The sequence below is a fragment of the Variovorax sp. J2P1-31 genome (assembly GCF_030317215.1).
GTDB lineage: Bacteria > Pseudomonadota > Gammaproteobacteria > Burkholderiales > Burkholderiaceae_C > Variovorax.
Window position 1 is genome coordinate 1236503 of record NZ_JASZYA010000001.1, and the last position, 17751, is coordinate 1254253.

Sequence of the window (17751 nt, forward strand, 5' to 3'; positions counted from 1 at the left end):
TACGGTCTAATTCTGCGCTGCACGGGCCGAAGTCGCCCGTCCTGTTTTTCCGAAGGATTCCCCATGCTGCTCGACGTCTCCCTTTCCCAACTCGTGCTGGTCGACTACCAGGCGCGCCTGATGCCCGCGATCTTCGAGGCCGATGCCACGGCCGCCAATGCGGTGCGCCTGGGCAAGATCGCGCAACTGCTCGAGGTGCCGGTGTTCGGCACCGAGCAGAACCCGTCGAAGCTGGGCGAAAACCTGCCCGAGATCCGCGCGCTGTGCCAGCGCACGCTGGCCAAGATGCACTTCAGCGGCGTGGAGGAGGGCCTGGGCGAATGGCTGCGGCCACCGGCCAAGCCGCCGCAAGGCAACGCGCGCAGCCTGCCCAAGCACCTGCAGAAGCCCGCGGGCGGCGCCCAGGAAGAGCGCAACACCATCGTGATCGCCGGCTGCGAGGCGCACGTGTGCCTGCTGCAGACCGCGCTCGACCTGCTCGAGGACGAGTTCGAGGTCTGGGTCGTGACCGATGCCTGCAGCTCGCGCACCGAGCGCAACCGCGACGCGGCCTTCGACCGGCTGGCCGGCGCCGGCGCCGAGCTCGTGACCACCGAGATGGTGGGCTTCGAATGGCTGCGCACGGCCGAGCATCCGGCCTTCCGCGACTACCAGGCGCTGATCCGCTGAGCGGGAAGCGGGCAGGGCGGGTGTCAGGCTGCCGAAAGCCCGCCGAACCATGATGAATTCGGCCCCGCGCCATAAGCGGGGCGTCTCAGGAGACATACCGACATGCGTTCGTACAGCGACTTCTATTGCCGGTCCGTCGACGACAGCGAGGCCTTCTGGGCCGAGCAGGCGCGGCTGATCGACTGGCAGACCCCACCGCAACAGATCCTCGATGCGAGCCGTCCGCCCTTCGCGCGCTGGTTCGTGGGCGGCACCACCAACCTGTGCCACAACGCGATCGACCGCCACCTCGACGCGCGCGGCGACCAGCCGGCGCTGATCTGCGTCTCGACCGAGACCGGCCTGGAGCGCAGCTACAGCTTCCGCGAGCTGCACGCCGAGGTGCAGCGCACCGCGGCCAGCCTGCTGGCGCTGGGCGTCAAGCGCGGCGACCGCGTGCTGATCTACATGCCCATGATCGCCGAGGCCACCTTCGCGATGCTGGCCTGCGCGCGCATCGGCGCGGTCCATTGCGTGGTGTTCGGCGGCTTCGCCAGCGGCTCGCTGGCCTCGCGCATCGAGGATGCCGAGCCGACCGTGATCGTGAGCGCCGACGCGGGCTCGCGCGGCGGCAAGGTGCTGGCGTACAAGCCGCTGCTCGACGAGGCGATCCGGCTGTCGAAGCACAAGCCCGCGGCCGTGCTGCTGGCCGACCGCGGCCTGGCCGCCATGGACCTGGTGGCCGGCCGCGACCACCTGATGCGTGACCTGGCAACGCAGCACCGCGACGCGCTCGTGCCCTGCGCCTGGCTCGAGTCGACCGAGATCAGCTACACCATCTACACCAGCGGCACCACCGGCAAGCCCAAGGGCGTGCAGCGCGACACCGGCGGCTATGCGGTCGCGCTGGCCGCCAGCATGCCGCACATCTTCGACGCCCGGGCGGGCGAGACCTACTTCTGCACCAGCGACATCGGCTGGGTGGTGGGCCACAGCTACATCGTCTACGGCCCGCTGATCGCGGGCATGGCCACCATCCTCTACGAAGGCCTGCCCACGCAGGGCCTGGACCGCCAGCCCGACGGCGGCATCTGGTGGCAGCTGGTCGAGAAGTACAAGGTGACGGTGATGTTCAGCGCGCCGACCGCGGTGCGCGTGCTCAAGAAGCAGGACCCGGCGCTGCTGAAGAAATACGACCTGTCGAGCCTGCGCGCGCTGTTCCTGGCCGGCGAGCCGCTCGACGAGCCCACCGGCCGCTGGATCGGCGAGGGCCTGGGCGTGCCGATCATCGACAACTACTGGCAGACCGAATCCGGCTGGCCGATCATCACCATCGCCAACGGCGTCGAGAAGAAGCCCGGCAAGCTGGGCAGCCCGGGCGTGCCCATGTACGGCTGGCGGGTGAAGATCCTCGACGAGTCGACCGGCGAGGAACTGACCGCGCCCAACGAGAAGGGCGTGGTGGTGATCGAGGGACCGACGCCGCCCGGCTTCATGCAGACCATCTGGCGCGACGACGCGCGCTTCGTCAACACCTACTGGAAGACCGTGCCCGGCAAGACGGTCTATTCGACCTTCGACTGGGGCATCCGCGACGCCGACGGCTATTTCTTCATCCTCGGGCGCACCGACGACGTGATCAACGTCGCGGGCCACCGGCTCGGCACGCGCGAGATCGAGGAGGCGATCTCGGGCCATGCCAACGTCGCCGAGGTGGCGGTGGTCGGCGTGGCCGATGCGCTCAAGGGCCAGGTCGCGGTCGCCTTCGTGGTGCCGCGCAATGCGGATGGCGTCGACGGCGCGGGCGCGCTGGCCCTCGAGGGGCAGATCATGCAGCGCGTGGCCGAGCAGCTGGGCGCGCTGGCCCGGCCGGCGCGGGTGCACTTCGTGACCGGCCTGCCCAAGACGCGCAGCGGCAAGCTGCTGCGGCGCGCGATCCAGGCCGTTTGCGAGGGGCGCGACGCGGGCGACCTCACGACCATCGACGATCCCGCCACGTTGCAGCGCATCCGTCAACTGCTGCACCCCTAGAAGGGTTGCTCGGAGGCCACGGCTGTCATGAGGCTGACGTGGCACAATGCCAAGGTACTCAGGCCCTTCCCTAGCCACAGTCGCATCCGCCAATCGGTTCAGCCGTGTAGCGGAAGGTTTCTTAAACCAGCTAATGCTTCCTTCAGGGAAGCGAAAGTCAGCGGAATATGAGCGATTCCTCGACGTCCAACGTCTACCAAGCCTATCAAGGCAACACCTACCTCTTCGGCGGCAACGCGCCCTATGTCGAGGAGATGTACGAAAACTACCTCGCCAACCCCGGCAGCGTGCCCGACAACTGGCGCTCCTACTTCGACGCGCTGCAGCATGTGCCGGCCGCCGACGGCAGCAGCGCCCGCGACGTGGCGCACCAGCCCGTCATCAACGCCTTCGCCGAGCGCGCCAAGCAGGGCACGACCAAGGTCGTGCACGCCAGCGGCGCCGATTCCGAGCTGGGCCGCCAGCGCACCGCCGTCCAGCAGCTGATCGCCGCCTACCGCAACGTCGGCGCCCGCTGGGCCAATCTCGATCCGCTCAAGCGCACCGAGCGTCCCGCCATTCCTGAACTCGAGCCCTCGTTCTACGGCCTGCGCGATGCCGACCTCGAGACCGTGTTCAACACGAGCAACACCTTCTTCGGCAAGGACACCATGTCCTTGCGCGACCTGCTCAACGCGCTCAACGAAACGTACTGCGGCACCATCGGCGCCGAGTACATGTACACCACCGACCAGAACCACAAGCGCTGGTGGCAGCAGAAGCTCGAGAGCGCCCGGACCAACCCCAAGCTCAGCGGCGAACAGAAGAAGCACGTGCTCGAACGCCTGACGGCCGCCGAAGGCCTCGAGCGCTTCCTGCACACCAAGTACGTCGGCCAGAAGCGCTTCTCGCTCGAAGGCGGCGAAAGCTTCATCGTGGCGATGGACGAGCTGATCCAGGAAGCCGGCGCCAAGGGCGTGCAGGAAATCGTGATCGGCATGGCCCACCGCGGCCGCCTCAACGTGCTGGTCAACTCGCTGGGCAAGATGCCCGCCGACCTGTTCGCCGAGTTCGACCACACCGCGCCCGAAGACCTGCCCAGCGGCGACGTCAAGTACCACCAGGGCTTCAGCTCCGACGTGACCACGCGCGGCGGCCCGGTGCACCTGAGCCTGGCGTTCAACCCCTCCCACCTCGAGATCGTGAACCCGGTGGTCGAAGGGTCGGTGCGCGCCCGCATGGACCGCCGCGGCGATCCCCTGGGCAAGCAGGTGCTGCCGATCATCGTGCACGGTGACGCGGCCTTCGCCGGCCAGGGCGTCGTGATGGAAACGCTGGCGCTGGCCGAAACCCGCGGCTATTCCACGGGCGGCACGGTGCACATCGTGATCAACAACCAGATCGGCTTCACCACCAGCGACCCGCGCGACAGCCGCTCGACGCTGTACTGCTCGGACATCGTCAAGATGATCGAGGCCCCGGTGCTGCACGTGAACGGCGACGATCCCGAAGCCGTGGTGCTCGCCACCCAGCTCGCGCTCGAGTTCCGCATGGAATTCCAGAAGGACGTGGTGGTCGACATCATCTGCTTCCGCAAGCTGGGCCACAACGAGCAGGACACGCCGTCGCTCACGCAGCCGCTGATGTACAAGAAGATCGCGGCCCACCCCGGCACGCGCAAGCTGTACGCCGACAAGCTGGCCGCGCAAGGCCTGGGTGACACGCTGGGCGACGACATGGTCAAGGCGCAGCGCGCCGCCTTCGATGCCGGCAAGAACACCTCGGACCCGGTGCTGACCAACTTCAAGAGCAAGTACGCGGTCGACTGGAGCCCCTTCCTCAACAAGAAGTGGACCGATGCCGGCGACACCGCCATCCCCACCTCCGAGTGGAAGCGCCTGGCCGAACGCGTGACCTTCGTGCCCGAAGGCTTCACCGTGCACCCGCTGGTGAAGAAGGTGCTGGACGACCGCGCCGCCATGGGCCGCGGCGACGTCAACGTCGACTGGGGCATGGGCGAGCACATGGCCTTCGCCTCGCTGGTGGCCAGCGGCTACCCGGTGCGCCTGTCGGGCGAGGACTCGGGCCGCGGCACGTTCACGCACCGCCACGCCGTGCTGCACGACCAGAACCGCGAGAAGTTCGACACCGGCACCTACACGCCGCTGCAGAACGTGGCCGACAACCAGGCCCCGTTCGTGGTCATCGACTCGATCCTGTCCGAAGAAGCCGTGCTGGCCTTCGAATACGGCTACGCCTCGAACGACCCGAACACGCTGGTGATCTGGGAAGCCCAGTTCGGCGACTTCGTCAACGGCGCGCAGGTCGTGATCGACCAGTTCATCGCCTCGGGCGAAGTGAAGTGGGGCCGCATCAACGGCCTGACGCTGATGCTGCCGCACGGCTACGAAGGCCAGGGCCCCGAGCACAGCTCGGCGCGCCTGGAGCGCTTCATGCAGCTGTCGGCCGACACCAACATGCAGGTGGTGCAGCCCACCACGGCCAGCCAGATCTTCCACATCCTGCGCCGCCAGATGGTGCGCAACCTGCGCAAGCCGCTGATCATCCTCACGCCCAAGTCGCTGCTGCGCAACAAGGACGCGACCTCGCCGATCTCCGAGTTCACCAAGGGCGCGTTCCAGACGGTCATCCCCGACCACAAGGAACTCAAGGCCGACAAGGTCAAGCGCCTCGTGGCCTGCTCGGGCAAGGTCTACTACGACCTGGTGAAGAAGCGCGAGGAACGCGGCCAGGACGACACGGCCATCATCCGCGTCGAACAGCTCTATCCCTTCCCGCACAAGGCCTTCGCGGCCGAGATCAAGAAGTACCCGAACCTGGTCGACGTGGTCTGGTGCCAGGACGAGCCGCAGAACCAGGGCGCCTGGTTCTTCGTGCAACACTACATCCACGAGAACATGGCCGACGGCCAGAAGCTCGGCTACTCGGGCCGTGCCGCCTCGGCGTCGCCCGCGGTCGGCTACTCGCACCTGCACCAGGAGCAGCAGAAGGCCCTGGTCGAAGGCGCGTTCGGCAAGCTCAAGGGTTTTGTCCTCACGAAGTGAGCGCGCTCCTTCCTATCCATCCCACAAAAAGTACAAGTCGGAGCACTCTCCAAAATGTCTATCGTTGAAGTCAAAGTCCCCCAGTTGTCCGAATCCGTGGCCGAGGCCACCATGCTCACCTGGAAGAAGAAGCCGGGCGAGGCCGTCGCCGTCGATGAAATCCTGATCGAGATCGAGACCGACAAGGTGGTGCTGGAGGTGCCCGCACCCTCGGCCGGCGTGCTGTCCGAGATCATCCAGGGCGACGGCGCCACCGTCGTGGCCGACCAGCTGATCGCCAAGATCGACACCGAAGGCAAGGCCGGCGCGGCTGCACCCGCACCCGCCGCTGCGTCCGCACCCGCTGCCGCGGCACCCGCACCGGCGCAAGCCGCCGCGGCCGCCACCGGCGGTGCCAAGTCCGACGTCGCGATGCCCGCCGCCGCCAAGCTGCTGGCCGACAACAACCTGACCACCGGCGACGTGGCCGGCTCGGGCAAGGACGGCCGCGTGACCAAGGGCGACGTGCTCGGCGCCGTGGCCTCGGGCACGACCGCCAAGGCCCCGGCCGCCGCGCCGGCCGCCAAGCCCGCGCTGCAGCAGGTCGCCGCACCCGCGAGCCCCAAGGACCTGGGCGAGCGCCCCGAGCAGCGCGTGCCGATGAGCCGCCTGCGCGCGCGCATCGCCGAGCGTCTGCTGCAGTCGCAGTCGACCAACGCCATCCTGACCACCTTCAACGAAGTCAACATGGCCCCGGTCATGGAGATGCGCAAGAAGTTCCAGGACGCGTTCACCAAGGAACACGGCGTGAAGATCGGCTTCATGAGCTTCTTCGTGAAGGCCGCGGTGCATGCGCTCAAGAAGTACCCGGTGATCAACGCTTCGGTCGACGGCAACGACATCGTCTACCACGGCTACTTCGACATCGGCATCGCGGTCGGTTCGCCGCGCGGCCTGGTGGTGCCGATCCTGCGCAACGCCGACCAGATGAGCTTCGCCGAGATCGAGAAGAAGATCGCCGAGTTCGGCCAGAAGGCCAAGGACGGCAAGCTGGGCATCGAAGAGATGACCGGCGGCACCTTCTCCATCAGCAACGGCGGCACCTTCGGCTCGATGCTGTCGACGCCCATCATCAACCCGCCGCAGTCGGCGATCCTGGGCGTGCACGCGACCAAGGACCGCGCGGTGGTGGAGAACGGCCAGATCGTGATCCGCCCGATGAACTACCTGGCCATGAGCTACGACCACCGGATCATCGACGGCCGCGAAGCCGTGCTGGGCCTGGTCGCGATGAAGGAAGCGCTGGAAGATCCTTCGCGCCTGCTGTTCGACATCTGATTCGAACGCAATGCGCCGCCTGGCCGTTGTCATGCTCTGCGCGATCGGCGCCTCGGCTTCGGCCGGGGCGGTGGAGCGCGATGCGTGGAGCGGCCTCTACCGGCACGAATGGGTGGCCGACACGAAGGCCGCGCGCGAGCGCCCCGGGGCCGAGCCGTCGCAGCTGACGATCGCCCGTGCCCCCGATGCCGACCCCGCCGGGCTGGCCGAGCGCTACCAGGCGGACCTGGCCCGCTGGACCCTGGCCCAGGGCAGCGGCGGCGGCGAGAAGAGCGAGCCGCTGCGCCGCTTCCTGCCGCGTGAGTACGCCGAGTGGGGCTGGACGGCCCTGCACGAGGCCGGCCGCATGGAATGCCTGGACGGCGGCCATCTCTTCCTTTGCAAGACCGCACCCGACAGCACGGTTGCCTTCGGCCCCGAAGGCCCGAAGCAGGAAACCCTGCGCGTCAAGACGGGTGTCTTTGGAATCGCCCTGCATGCGGGCGCATTCGAACTCAAGAAACTGGACTGAAACATGAGCAAGCAATTCGACGTCATCGTCATCGGTGGTGGCCCCGGCGGCTACATCGCCGCCATCCGCGCGGCCCAACTGGGCTTCAACGTGGCCTGCGTCGACGAATGGAAGAACGCCAAGGGCGGCCCCGCGCTGGGCGGCACCTGCACCAACGTCGGCTGCATCCCCTCGAAGGCGCTGCTGCAGTCGTCGGAGCACTACGAGCACGCCGGCAAGCACTTCGCCGACCACGGCATCAACGTCAAGGGCCTGGAGCTCGACGTCGCCAAGATGCTGGCCCGCAAGGACCAGGTCGTGAAGCAGAACAACGACGGCATCACCTACCTGTTCAAGAAGAACAAGATCACCTCCTTCCATGGCCGCGCCTCCTTCGTGAAGGCGGCCGAGGGCGGCTACGAGATCAAGGTCGCGGGCGCGGCCGAGGAATCCATCGTCGGCAAGCACATCGTCGTGGCCACGGGCTCCAACGCCCGCGCGCTGCCCGGCACGCCCTTCGATGAGGAGAACATCCTGTCGAACGACGGCGCGCTGCGCGTCGGCGACGTGCCGAAGAAGCTCGCGCTGATCGGCTCGGGCGTGATCGGCCTGGAAATGGGCTCGGTCTGGCGCCGCCTCGGCTCGGACGTCACGGTGCTCGAAGGCCTGCCGACCTTCCTGGGCGCGGTCGACGAGCAGATCGCCAAGGAAGCCAAGAAGGCCTTCGACAAGCAGGGCCTGAAGATCGAACTCGGCGTCAAGGTCGGCGAGATCAAGTCGGGCAAGAAGGGTGTGAACGTCGCCTACACCAATGCCAAGGGCGAAGCGGTGTCGCTCGACGTCGACAAGCTGATCGTCTCGATCGGCCGCGTGCCCAACACCATCGGCCTGAACGCCGAAGCCGTGGGCCTGGCGCTGGACGAGCGCGGCGCGATCAACGTCGACGACGAGTGCAAGACCAACCTGCCCAACATCTGGGCGATCGGCGACGTGGTGCGCGGCCCGATGCTGGCGCACAAGGCGGAGGAAGAGGGCGTGGCGGTGGCCGAGCGCATCGCGGGCCAGCACGGGCACGTCAACTTCAACACCATCCCCTGGGTCATCTACACCTCGCCCGAGATCGCCTGGGTGGGCCAGACCGAGCAGCAGCTCAAGGCCTCGGGCCGCGCCTACAAGGCCGGCACCTTCCCCTTCCTGGCCAACGGCCGCGCGCGCGCGCTGGGCGACACCACCGGCATGGTCAAGTTCCTCGCCGATGCCGCCACCGACGAGATCCTGGGCGTGCACATGGTCGGCCCGCAGGTCAGCGAGCTGATCTCCGAAGCCGTGGTGGCGATGGAGTTCAAGGCCAGCGCCGAGGACATCGCCCGCATCTGCCACGCCCATCCCTCGCTGTCCGAAGCGACCAAGGAAGCGGCATTGGCGGTCGACAAGCGCACGCTGAACTTTTGAGCGTCAAGAAAGCCTACGAGGCCGAGCTCGCCGCTCGCGGCTTCCAGAGCGACCCCGCGCAGCTGCGCGCGGTGGACGCGCTGGAGCGCTGCGCCAGCGAGTGGGCCGATTACAAGGCGCAGCGCTCCAACGCGCTGAAGAAGCTGATCAACCGGCCGGAGGTGCCGCGCGGCGTCTACATGTACGGTGGCGTGGGCCGCGGCAAGAGCTTCCTCATGGATTGCTTCTTCAACGCGGTGCCGATCAAGCGCAAGACGCGGCTGCACTTCCACGAGTTCATGCGCGAGGTGCACCGCGAGCTGGCCGACCTGCAGGGCACGGTCAATCCGCTCGACGAACTCGGCCGGCGCATGTCCAAGCGCTTCAAGCTGATCTGCTTCGACGAGTTCCATGTGGCGGACATCACCGACGCCATGATCCTGCACCGGCTGCTGGCCGCGCTGTTCGACAACGGTGTGGGCTTCGTGACCACCTCCAACTTCAAGCCGGACGACCTGTATCCGGACGGGCTGCATCGCGACCGCATCCTGCCCGCGATCGCGCTGCTCAACGAGAAGCTGGAAGTCATCAGCGTGGACAACGGCACCGACTACCGGCACCGCACGCTGGAGCAGCTGCGGCTCTACCTCACGCCCAACGGGCCCGAGGCCGACGCCGAGATGACGCAGGCCTTCGACCGGCTGGCCGAGACCGCCGACGAAGACCCGGTGCTTCACATCGAGGCGCGCGAGATCCGTGCGCGGCGCAAGGCCGGCGGCGTGGTCTGGTTCGATTTCAGGACGCTGTGCGGCGGTCCGCGTTCGCAGAACGACTACCTCGAGATCGCGACCCAGTTCCATACCGTGCTGCTGTCCGACGTGCCGCAGATGACGGTGGCGCGGGCCTCTGAAGCACGCCGTTTCACCTGGCTGGTCGACGTGTTCTACGATCGGCGGGTCAAGTTCATCCTGTCGGCGGCGGTGGAGCCGGAGGCGTTGTACACCGAGGGCCCGCTGGCCCACGAGTTTCCGCGCACCGTTTCCCGGCTCACCGAGATGCACTCCGCCGAATTCCTCGCGCTCGAAAGGCGCGTGGTGGACACCCGACTCACATGAAGCTCCGTACCCTGTTCCTGTCGCTGCTGTTGGCCCTGGGCGCGCTGCCCGGCATGGCCCAGACCACCGCGGCCGACGGCAACGTGGACCTGGCGGCCGAGCGGGCCCGCCTGACGGCGGAGCGTGCGGCGATCGAGGCACGCGCGCAGAAGGAGCAGGCCGCCTGCTATCAGAGGTTCGCGGTCGAGGACTGCCTGATCGACAGCCGCCGCAAGCGCCGCACGCAGGAAGACGACATCAAGCGCCAGGAGGCGGCGCTCAGCGACATCGATCGCAAGCGCCGCGCCGCGGCCCAGCTCAGGCGCCTCGAAGAGGCCGGCCCGCGTCCACAGGACGATCCGGCCCAGCGCGAGCGCGCGCAGGCGGCACAGCAGGGGCGCGAACAGCGTGCCGCCGATCACGCCAAGACCCGCGACGAGGCGGCCGCGCAGGCCGAAGCCAATCGCCAGCGATTCGAGGCCAAGCAGCGCGCCCAGGCCGAGGAGCAGGCCAAGGCCGCCCGTGTGCAGGCCGCGGCACCGGAAGCCCGCGCGCGTTACGAGCGCAAGCTCGAGAAGGCCAAGGAACACCGCGAGGCCCGCGAGCGCAGCAATGCCGAGCGCGTCAAGCCGCGTTCCCCCTCGCTGCCCACGCCGCCGCCCTGATCAGGGCGACCCGCGGCGGGGGCCGGCAGCCAGGCTGCCGGCCAGAGCGGATCAGTACTTGTCCAGCACCGCGCCCGAGCTCGCGCTCGAGGCGTTGAAGGCGAACTTGGCCTGCACGCCGCGCGTGTAGCGCGGGGCCGGTGCCTTCCAGCCTTCGCGGCGCTTGGCGATCTCGGCTTCGGGCACGTTGAGCTCGAGCTTGAGTTCGTGCGCGTCGATGGTGATCGAGTCGCCCTCGTTGACGAAGGCGATGGTGCCGCCCGCATAGGCTTCGGGCGCCACGTGGCCCACCACCATGCCCCAGGTGCCGCCCGAGAAGCGGCCGTCGGTGATCAGGCCCACGCTCTCGCCCAGGCCGGCGCCGATCAGCGCACCCGTGGGCGCCAGCATCTCGGGCATGCCCGGACCGCCCTTGGGGCCCAGGTAGCGCAGCACCATCACGTCGCCGGCCACGATCTTGCCGGCCAGGATGGCTTCCAGCGCCGACTGCTCGTCGTCGAACACGCGCGCCGGGCCGGTGATGACCGGGTTCTTGAGGCCGGTGATCTTGGCGACCGCGCCTTCGGGCGAGAGGTTGCCCTTCAGGATGGCCAGGTGGCCTTCGCTGTACATCGGCTTGTCGATCGGCCGGATCACGTCCTGGTCGGCGCGCGGCACGTCGGGCACGTCCTTGAGGACCTCCTCGATGGTCTGGCCGCTGATGGTGATGCAGTCGCCGTGCAGCAGGCCGGCCTTGAGCAGCACCTTCATGACCTGCGGGATGCCGCCGGCCTGGTGCAGGTCGACCGCCAGGTACTTGCCCGAGGGCTTGAGGTCGCAGATCACCGGCACCTTCTTGCGCATGCGCTCGAAGTCGTCGATGGTCCAGTCGACGCCGGCCGTGTGGGCGATCGCGAGGAAGTGCAGCACCGCGTTGGTCGAGCCGCCGGTGGCCATGATCACGGCCACCGCGTTCTCGATCGCCTTCTTGGTCACGATGTCGCGCGGCTTCAGGTCCTTCTTGATGGCTTCGATCAGCACCTTGGCCGATTCCTTGGCCGAGTTCTGCTTCTCGTCGTGCGGGTTCGCCATGGTCGAGGAGTAGGGCAGCGACATGCCCAGGGCCTCGAAGGCGCTGGACATGGTGTTGGCCGTGTACATGCCGCCGCAGGAGCCGGTGCCGGGGATGGCGCGCTTCTCGATCTGCAGCAGGTCCTCGTCGCTCATGTTGCCGGCGGCGTTCTGGCCCACGGCCTCGAACACGCTCACGATGTTCAGGTCCTGGCCCTTGTACTTGCCGGGCAGGATGGTGCCGCCGTAGACATAGATGGCCGGCACGTTCGCGCGCAGCATGCCCATCATGCCGCCGGGCATGTTCTTGTCGCAGCCGCCGACCACCAGCACGCCGTCCATCCACTGGCCGCCGACGCAGGTCTCGATGCAGTCGGAGATGACCTCGCGGCTCACCAGCGAGAACTTCATGCCTTCGGTGCCCATGGCCATGCCGTCGGAGATCGTGGGCGTGCCGAAGACCTGGGCGTTGCCGCCGGCTTCCTCGATGCCTTCGATGGCCGCGTCGGCCAGCTTCTGCAGGCCCGAGTTGCAGGGCGTGATGGTGCTGTGGCCGTTGGCCACGCCGACCATCGGCTTCTTGAAGTCGGCTTCCTCGTAGCCCATCGCGTAGAACATCGAGCGGTTGGGCGCGCGCGACTTGCCTTCGACGATGTTGGCGCTGCGGCGGTTGATCTGGAGCGGTTTGTCGGCCATGGGTCTCTTCTCGTGGGTTGTCTTGTGGGGGGGGGGGCTCGAGGCCAAGTATCCGCGCTTTGACTGATTGGTTCCAATCCATTTTTGGAGCTTGATTGATATGCTCGGCATATGAATGAAGCCTTGATCGACCTGCGTGCCTGGCGCCAGTTCGTCGCCGTGGCCGAAGAACTGCATTTCGGCCGCGCGGCCCAGCGCCTGCACATGACCCAGCCGCCCGTGACCCAGGCCATCGCCCAGCTCGAGAAGACGCTGGGCATCGTGCTGTTCGACCGCACCCGGCGGCGCGTGGCGCTCACGCCCGCGGGCGAGGCGCTGCTGCCCGACGTGCGCGACATGCTCGAGCGCGCGCAGGCGCTTCCGGCCCGTGCGCGCGCCGCGGCCGCGGGCGAGGTGGGTCGGGTGCGGCTGGCCTTCGTCTCGACCATCGGCTTCGAGCGGCTGCCGGTATGGGTGCGCGAGTTCCGCGCGCTGTGCCCCGAAGTGGCGCTGGAGCTGGTCGAGGCCACCGGCGACGTGCAGCTCGAGGCCTTCGCGCGCGGCGAGCTCGATGCCGGCCTGATGCTGCATTCGCCCGGCTTCGCGCCGCCCGGCCTCGAGCGGCTGGTGGTCGCGCGCGAGCCGTTGGTGCTGGCGCTGCCGGCCCGGCATGCGCTGGCGCAGGTTTCGGCCCCCACGCTGGCCGAGGTGCTGGCCGAGCCGCTGGTGATCTTCCCGCGCCGCATCGTGCCCTCGCTGCACGACGCGATCTACGGGCTCTACCACGCGGTCGGCCGCACGCCCGTGGTGGCGCAGGAGGCGATCCAGATGCAGACCATCGTCAACCTGGTCTGGGGCGAACTGGGCGTGGCGTGGGTGCCGCAGAGCGTGCGGCAGTTCCGGCGCGAGGGCGTGGTGTACCGCGCGGCCGCCGAGTTCGCGCCGGCCGGACGCCAGCGTCGGTCCACGCCTTTCCCGGCCTGCGAGACCAGCCTGGTCTGGCCCGCGGCGCTCGACAACCCGGCCCTGGCGCGCTTCGTCGCCTTCGTGCGGGAGCGCGCGGGCGACGCCTGAGCCCGCGGCTCAGGCCGCGGCCTTAGGCTGCCCGCGGCCGGTCCACAGCAGGCCCGCCGCCACAGCCAGCAGCGGCAGCATCGCGAGGTTGATCGCCGGCCAGCCCAGGCCGTTGAGCAGCGCGCCCGACGCGAAGGACATCAGCGTGGCGGTGCTGCTGTTGGTGAGCTCCATCAGGGCCTGGGCCTGGCCCCGTTCCTGGGGCGCATGCGACTCGCCCAGCAGCGTGGTGCCGGCGATGATCATCAGGTTCCAGCCCACGCCCAGCAGGAAGGAGCTGGCGAAGAAGGGCGCGAAGGTGCTGCCGCCGAGGGCCACGCAGGCGCTCAGCGCGATGCAGGCCGCCCCCAGCGCAGCCACGCGCCGGCTGCCCCAGCGGTCGACCAGCCCGCCGGCAAAGAAGGCCGGCAGGAACATGCCGATCACATGCCACTGGATCACCTGCGCGGCCGACGCGAGCGAGAGGCCGCAGATCTCCATGGCCAGCGGCGTCGCGTTCATCGCCAGCACCATCAGCCCGTGGCCGATGGCCGTCATGCAGACGGCGGCCCGCAGCGCCGGGCGCCGCAGCAGGGCCGGCAGCGTCGACCAGCCGCCGCCGGCCGGCTGCGGCACGGCGCCTTCGCGCAGCCGCGACATGACGAGCAGCCCGATCGCGGCCAGCGCGGCGATCGCGAGGTAGGCGCCCGCGAAGGGCGTGGCCAGCGCGTCGCGCGACCAGAGCGCGATGGACGGCGCCAGCAGCGCGGCGCCGATGCCGCCGCCCACCACGCAGGCGGCCGCGCGGCCCTTCTGCGAAGCGTCGACGGCCTCGAGCGCCGCATAGCGGTAGTAGCCGGCCGAGGCCTGGTAGACGCCGATGCAGGCGATGCCCGCGCAGAACACGGCGAAACTGCCCAGCACCACGCCGGCCGCCGCCACGCCGCCGCCGGCGATGCCGAAGGCCGCGCCGCGCATGAGCCCGCGCCGGCGCCCGTGGCGCTGCATGAACATCGACAGCGGGCGCACGGCCGCGAGGTTGCCCAGCACCAGCAGCGCCAGCGGCAGGGTGGCCAGCACGGGCCAGGGCGCGAGCCGGGCGCCGACCAGCGAGGTCAGCGTGATGCCGATGATCGAGCACGACCAGTAGAGTGCCTGGCCGAAGAACAGCAGGCGCAGCGAGGCATTGCGGAGCAGCAGCATCGGGCGCGGGCTCAGTCGGCGCGAGGGGCGGTGCCGAAACGCTCCGCATAGGCCTGCGGGCTCACGGCGCGGTGCTTGTGGAAGCTGCGCCGCAGGTTCTCCGGGTGCGCGAAGCCGCACAGCCGCGCCACGGTCGCGATCGAGGCCTGCGCCTGGGCCAGCAGCGCGGAAGCCGCTTCGACCCGCACGCGTTCGACATAGCGGCCTGGTGCCATGCCCAGCTCGCGCTGGAACACGCGCGAGAGGGTGCGCGGCGGCATGCAGGCGCGATCGGCCATCGCCTGCAGCGAGAGGTCGCTGCCGATCTGGCCCGGGATCCATTCGAGCAGCGCGGCCAGGCGCGGCGCATGCAATGCCTCGGGCGCGAGCAGGTGGCTGAACTGCGCCTGGCCGCCGGGCCGGCGCATGAACATCACGAGCCGGCGCGCGACCGCCAGCGCGAGCGGCCGGCCCAGGTCCGCCTCGACCAGCGCCAGTGCGAGGTCGATGCCGGCCGTGACGCCGGCCGAGGTGAACAGGTGGCTGTCCTGCGGGCTGGTGCTGTCGTAGGTGTGCAGGCAGTCGGGCTCGATCCGTACCGCCGGATGGCGCCGCCGCAGCGTCTCGGTGCGCGACCAGTGGGTGGTGGCGCGGTGGCCGTCGAGCAGCCCGGCCGCGGCCAGCAGCAGCGCGCCCGAGCAGACCGAGCCCAGCCGCCGGACCTGCGGTTCGACGGCGCGCAGCCAGGCCAGCAGCGAACCGTCGCCCAACTGGGCATCGACGCCGTCGCCGCCGGGCACCAGCAGCGTGTCGAGGCCCGCGAGCGCCAGTTCGTCGCGCGCCGTGTCGGCGGTCAGCGCAAATCCCGCGGAGGTCAGCACCGGCCCGGCCGTCGCGCCCACCAGCTGCAAGACGTAGGCGGGCGGCAGGCCATGGCCCTTGCGCTCGGCGTTGGCCGAGGCGAAGACCTGCATCGGCCCGACGAGGTCCAGGCTCATGAGCTCGGGATAGAGCAGGCAGGCGATGCGGCGCGGCGTGTGCATGCGCCGAGTCTGGGCCGAAAGCGCCGTGGCCGCAATGACATCGAGCCCACGGATCTGGCCAATCTGCCGCGGTGGCCGGCGCGCCGGCAGGGTGTAGGCGAACCGTCACGGCGGCCACGGCACAATGCCCGCATGCTCATGTATCCGCAGATCAATCCGATCGCCCTCCAAATCGGGCCCGTCGCCATCCACTGGTACGGCCTGACCTACCTCGCCGCCTTCGCGCTCTTCTATTTCCTCGGCACCCGCCGGCTTCGGCACGAGCCCTTCCGCTCGCTGACCGGGCCCGGCCTCTGGAGCCGCAAGGACGTGGAGGACATCCTGTTCCTCGGCGTGATGGGCGTGATCGTCGGCGGCCGCCTGGGCTACTGCCTGTTCTACAAGCCCGGCTACTACCTCACGCATCCGCTGGAGATCCTCATGGTCTGGCAGGGCGGCATGAGCTTCCATGGCGGGCTGCTGGGCGTGATCGGCGCCATGGTGTGGTTCGCGCATTCGCGCGCCCGGCCGTTCTGGCAGGTGATGGACTTCGTCGCGCCCTGCGTGCCGACCGGCCTGGCCGCGGGCCGGGTGGGCAACTTCATCAATGGCGAACTCTGGGGCCGCTTCTCGAGCCCGGACCTGCCCTGGGGCATGGTGTTCCCGCAGAGCGGCTCGATGCTGCCGCGCCACCCGTCGCAGGTCTACCAGTTCCTGCTCGAAGGCCTGCTGCTGTTCGTGATCCTCTGGCTCTACGCCCGCAAGGAACGCGTGCAGAGCCGGGTCGCCGCGGTGTTCCTGATCGGCTACGGCGCGATGCGCTTCATCGCCGAGTACTTCCGCGAGCCCGACGACTTCCTCGGCCTGCTGGCGCTCAACATGAGCATGGGCCAGTGGCTGTGCGTGCCCATGATCGCCTTCGGCGTCTGGCTGTACCTGAGCGCACCGGCGCGCGCCGCGCGCCGCTGAACCTTCAACTGCCGAGCGACAGCGTGCTGCGGAACAGGCGCGCGTCGCCCGTCACCGGATCGGTGAAGCGCAGCGTCTGCGCCAGCAATTGCAGCGGATGGGCGTGGTCCTCGTCGCCTTCCGCGCGCAGCACCGGGTAGACCGGGTCGTTGACGATCGGCATGCCCAGCGCCGCGCAGTGCACGCGCAACTGGTGCTTGCGGCCCGTGACCGGCGACAGCCGCAGGCGCAGCCGGCCGCCGTCGAGCGCCGCGAGTTGCTCGATGCGGGTCTCGGAGTTCGCCTCGCCCGGCACCTCGCGCATGCGCATGAAGGCCAGGTCCTCGGCCAGCCGGCTGCGGTGCACCGCGGGCAGGGGCCGCGGCCCGGGGCCGTGCACGATGGCCTCGTAGGTCTTGTGCACCTCGCGTTCCGCGAAGATGCGCTGGTAGTGGCCGCGCGTGGCGGGCTCGACGCTGAACAGCACCAGGCCCGCGGTGCTGCGGTCGATGCGGTGCACCGGCGCCAGCGTGTCGATGCCGAGCCGGCGCTTGAGCCGCACCAGCAGGCTCTCCTGCAGGTACTTGCCGCCGGGCGTGACCGGCAGGAAGTGCGGCTTGTCGGCCACCACCAGCTGCGCGTCCTGGAACAGCAGCACCTCGTCGAAGGGCACGCGCGGCTCGTCCGGGATCTCGCGGTAGTAGTAGACGCGGCGGTGGGCCCGGTAGGGCAAGGTCCGCGTGACCGTCTCGCCGTGCTCGTCGATCACCTCGCCGGCGTCGATGCGCGCCAGCCAGGTGGCGGAGCCGACCGCGGGAAAGCGTTCCAGCAAAAAGTCCAGCACCGTCGGCCAGGCGCCCGGCGGCAGGCCGACGCAGCTGGGGCCGACGCCGTCGCGGGTCGGCAGGGGGAGGGGAGGAGCAGGGGCGCGCACGGCCTCGACTGTAGCCGTCCCGTGGGCGCGGGCCAGGGTTTCCACCGGCGCGCGGCCATTGCCAGCACGCGCTGTTGTTCCCATAATTACGCGTAATTATCGGAAATTACGGCGTGCAGGCAAGGTCACACTGAGCCGCCGTCCGCCCCCGCCGATCCACCCGCCAG

14 protein-coding genes are annotated in these 17751 nt (G+C 69.1%); 10 read left to right on the forward strand and 4 right to left on the reverse strand.

Annotation, left to right across the window (positions count from 1 at the left end):
* The first annotated feature begins 63 nt into the window (after window positions 1-63).
* The 8 genes from QTI20_RS05675 (at window position 64) to QTI20_RS05710 (ending at window position 10720) form a co-directional block, all read left to right on the forward strand.
* Window positions 64-669, forward strand: coding sequence for an isochorismatase family protein (locus QTI20_RS05675; RefSeq protein ID WP_183027582.1), 606 nt, complete (start codon window positions 64-66; stop codon window positions 667-669).
* A gap of 102 nt (window positions 670-771) precedes the next feature.
* Window positions 772-2679: a propionate--CoA ligase gene (locus QTI20_RS05680; protein ID WP_286549445.1), complete on the forward strand. Its 1908-nt coding sequence runs from the start codon at window positions 772-774 to the stop codon at window positions 2677-2679.
* A gap of 167 nt (window positions 2680-2846) precedes the next feature.
* A complete protein-coding gene (locus QTI20_RS05685) occupies window positions 2847-5723 on the forward strand; it encodes a 2-oxoglutarate dehydrogenase E1 component (RefSeq protein ID WP_286549444.1) in 2877 nt (958 codons plus the stop codon).
* Between the two features lie 54 nt (window positions 5724-5777).
* Window positions 5778-7040, forward strand: coding sequence for a 2-oxoglutarate dehydrogenase complex dihydrolipoyllysine-residue succinyltransferase (gene odhB, locus QTI20_RS05690; protein ID WP_286549442.1), 1263 nt, complete (start codon window positions 5778-5780; stop codon window positions 7038-7040).
* Window positions 7041-7050: 10 nt separating this feature from the next.
* Window positions 7051-7551 (forward strand): hypothetical protein, encoded by a 501-nt coding sequence (locus QTI20_RS05695; protein WP_286549440.1) that lies wholly within the window; start codon window positions 7051-7053, stop codon window positions 7549-7551.
* A gap of 3 nt (window positions 7552-7554) precedes the next feature.
* Window positions 7555-8982: a dihydrolipoyl dehydrogenase gene (gene lpdA / locus QTI20_RS05700; RefSeq protein WP_286549438.1), complete on the forward strand. Its 1428-nt coding sequence runs from the start codon at window positions 7555-7557 to the stop codon at window positions 8980-8982.
* Window positions 8979-10076, forward strand: a complete 1098-nt coding sequence (zapE, locus tag QTI20_RS05705) for a cell division protein ZapE (RefSeq protein WP_286549436.1) — start codon at window positions 8979-8981, stop codon at window positions 10074-10076. The genes lpdA and zapE overlap by 4 nt, the downstream gene beginning before the upstream one ends.
* A complete protein-coding gene (locus QTI20_RS05710; RefSeq protein WP_286549434.1) occupies window positions 10073-10720 on the forward strand; it encodes a hypothetical protein in 648 nt (215 codons plus the stop codon). The genes zapE and QTI20_RS05710 overlap by 4 nt, the downstream gene beginning before the upstream one ends.
* Window positions 10721-10771: 51 nt before the next feature.
* On the opposite strand, the gene ilvD is transcribed toward QTI20_RS05710, so the two are convergent.
* On the reverse strand, window positions 10772-12466 hold the full coding sequence (gene ilvD / locus QTI20_RS05715) for a dihydroxy-acid dehydratase (protein ID WP_286549432.1): 1695 nt from the start codon (window positions 12464-12466) through the stop codon (window positions 10772-10774).
* 111 nt (window positions 12467-12577) lie between these two features.
* On the opposite strand from ilvD, the gene QTI20_RS05720 reads away from it, so the two are divergent.
* Window positions 12578-13519, forward strand: a complete 942-nt coding sequence (locus QTI20_RS05720) for a LysR family transcriptional regulator (RefSeq protein ID WP_286549431.1) — start codon at window positions 12578-12580, stop codon at window positions 13517-13519.
* 9 nt (window positions 13520-13528) lie between these two features.
* Here the strand turns inward: QTI20_RS05720 and QTI20_RS05725 are convergent, their stop codons facing one another.
* Both QTI20_RS05725 and QTI20_RS05730 read right to left on the reverse strand, forming a co-directional pair.
* On the reverse strand, window positions 13529-14701 hold the full coding sequence (locus QTI20_RS05725) for an MFS transporter (protein ID WP_286549428.1): 1173 nt from the start codon (window positions 14699-14701) through the stop codon (window positions 13529-13531).
* 11 nt (window positions 14702-14712) lie between these two features.
* Window positions 14713-15723 (reverse strand): GlxA family transcriptional regulator, encoded by a 1011-nt coding sequence (locus QTI20_RS05730; RefSeq protein WP_286549426.1) that lies wholly within the window; start codon window positions 15721-15723, stop codon window positions 14713-14715.
* 132 nt (window positions 15724-15855) lie between these two features.
* On the opposite strand from QTI20_RS05730, the gene lgt reads away from it, so the two are divergent.
* Entirely contained in the window at window positions 15856-16671 is an 816-nt protein-coding gene (lgt, locus tag QTI20_RS05735; protein ID WP_286549424.1) for a prolipoprotein diacylglyceryl transferase, read from the forward strand.
* Window positions 16672-16675: 4 nt separating this feature from the next.
* Here lgt and QTI20_RS05740 read toward each other — a convergent pair whose 3' ends face one another.
* Window positions 16676-17584: a pseudouridine synthase gene (locus QTI20_RS05740; RefSeq protein ID WP_286549422.1), complete on the reverse strand. Its 909-nt coding sequence runs from the start codon at window positions 17582-17584 to the stop codon at window positions 16676-16678.
* Window positions 17585-17751 lie beyond the last annotated feature (167 nt).